Genomic DNA, 2,231 nt, shown 5'->3' with positions numbered 1-2,231 from the left:
TAAAAGTCTCTGTAAAGGAGAAGCGTGACAACATTGTTTCTTTCATCTGGAATAAGTTTATTCCAAAACTGTAAACCTATAGCCGTATGAGACCGTTTAACTGCTAAATCCTGTTATACGTTTACAATATTAATTAATCCTAACCCCCCGCTGCCGCAAGCGTCCTCGCTTGTGGCCCGCGTTCAGGTCTATAACATGACGATCCGCTTGCATAACTTAGCATGATGTCCACAAGCGAGGACGCTTGCGGGAGCGTTGAATTTATAAACTAATCTATTTCTACCTTAACCAGCCCTTTAATACCAGCATAATCTCGTGCGCTGCTATAGAAATATTCATAATCATTTTCAACAAAACCGGCAACTACCGGATTATTGTGGGTATAATCTATTTTTTGTTGTATAACATGATTACTCCAAAGTTCGATAGGTTGGTTGTGTTGTTGCCAAAATTGATTTTTTGTATTATTTGAGTTTGCTGCGCCAGCTTTTTTAAATGAATTTAAAAGCCATTCGCGTCTGCTCTCTTGTATATTTTCATCAATCAACTTGATAAGTTGTCTCGATGTTACAGATTTAAAACCACCTATCAACTCCTCGGGTTTAATCTGCTCTGATCGAAATACCAAATGAACATGGCTTGGCATAATACACCAGGCATATACTTCCATTCCCTTCTCACGCACACAAAAATTAAGATTATCTACCACGCAATCAAAGTATAATCGCCGCACAAATACATCTATCCAAAACACTGTGGCAAAACTCACGAAATACATTCCTTCGGAGTTATGGAATTTATAATTACGGCTCATATTTAAAAATACATTTTATCTTTCTCTATCCCAAGCATCTCCTTATAACCCACATCTAGTTAATCAACCAGCCTGTTGTTTTAGCATGATGTCCACAAGCGAGGACGCTTGCGGTAGCGTTTGCTATATCAGTTTTACTAAATCGCTTTTAAACAGCTTATCAGAAGCTACAAATTACTTTAATACCCGGAATATACTTGAAACCGGCATCCTGTGCATATACCTGTTGATTTATAACTTGGGGAGTTGCCCTGAATGATAGATTATTATCAACTGAATAAGAATGCAGGAACTTCGCATCGATGTATGCATCAATTGCCTGGATGCCCCAAACTGCCAGAAAGCCCATTATACTCAAATCCCTGTTTCTTCTTGAATTTTCCCGCGCATCGCTCAATCGGGCATCCGAAACCTGATAATCCCTGAAAAGAATATATTGATTGTAATAGGGGGCGCCAGGGCTTGGCGGATCACCCTGACGGTATCGCGATATGGAGAGGTATTCGTTGTATTGGTGCTGGTTATAGATTATTGCCGAGGCAAGTAGGCCCAGGCCACCATAAATCAACGGGACTTTCCACCATCTGCGGTTATAGATCTGTCCATAACCTGGAATCATTAAGGAACGCATAACTGCCTTGTGCGGAATATGGGAACTATCCGGATGATATATTCTCTCTCGTGACTGATCAATTTTGGGCGCAAAAGAAGCAGATAGGGATCGAACAGGCGAATGTTTTTTTGATGTATCGATTATGCCGGTTTCTATCCTATCTAAGGTTTGAGCGTTGATGATAGATGATAAAAAGCTCATCAAGAAAAGAATTAGCAGAAATTTCAGCATTGATGATTTGTGACTTGAAGTAAGGTTCAGATTTGTAACTAAGCTTATTAACGATTTAATTATAACTTATGATATTACTTTTTATTATTTCTTTTAAAATGATAAAAAGCACCTGAAACATGGCTGTCGCAGTGGCTGGTTAAACTCCCCTTGGCTGGTGCTCATGTGTAGCAGGTTCTCAACACTGACTATCTTATAGTTCATGGTGTTTACACGCACAATTTCTACCTTTATAAATACCATGCTAATCCACAAAGAAGTCAAAGATCGCGAACTCTACGTATACATGAACGGCAAACTCATCTACAAAAGATGGCTTGATACAGGGGCATCAAAAGTATTTGATGTTATGGCTTATGATAAATATACTCTTGCGAGTATCAGGGAAATAAAGCAGGAAGAACACCAACTAATTTCTGTTAAAGCTTTAATAAAGCTAAAAGCAACCAAAGATGGCGGAAGACGAACAGGGATATTAAGCGGATACCGGCCAATGTCATTAAGTTAAGGATTATATTGCTCTTTTGTAATTAGTTAAGGTTTTGTATTTACCAGACCTACGTTTGAGTTTTT

At 38.7% G+C, this 2,231-nt stretch carries 3 protein-coding genes; 1 reads left to right on the top strand and 2 read right to left on the bottom strand.

The genetic code is table 11. From position 1 onward, the window contains the following. Positions 1–268 precede the first annotated feature (268 nt). Both BLP33_RS27085 and BLP33_RS27080 read right to left on the bottom strand, forming a co-directional pair. Positions 269–814, bottom strand: coding sequence for an REP-associated tyrosine transposase (locus BLP33_RS27085; protein WP_090535048.1), 546 nt, complete (start codon positions 812–814; stop codon positions 269–271). Positions 815–974: 160 nt separating this feature from the next. Then, positions 975–1,628, bottom strand: a complete 654-nt coding sequence (locus BLP33_RS27080) for a DUF5683 domain-containing protein (protein ID WP_256382342.1) — start codon at positions 1,626–1,628, stop codon at positions 975–977. A 271-nt stretch (positions 1,629–1,899) separates the two neighbouring features. On the opposite strand from BLP33_RS27080, the gene BLP33_RS27075 reads away from it, so the two are divergent. Then, a complete protein-coding gene (locus BLP33_RS27075; RefSeq protein ID WP_090535045.1) occupies positions 1,900–2,166 on the top strand; it encodes a hypothetical protein in 267 nt (88 codons plus the stop codon). Positions 2,167–2,231: the final 65 nt, after the last annotated feature.

The sequence above is a fragment of the Mucilaginibacter sp. NFR10 genome, from assembly GCF_900100445.1.
Classification (GTDB): domain Bacteria; phylum Bacteroidota; class Bacteroidia; order Sphingobacteriales; family Sphingobacteriaceae; genus Mucilaginibacter; species Mucilaginibacter rubeus.
The sequence above is the reverse complement of the archived record's forward strand: the minus strand, read 5'-3'. Positions and strand labels throughout refer to the sequence as shown.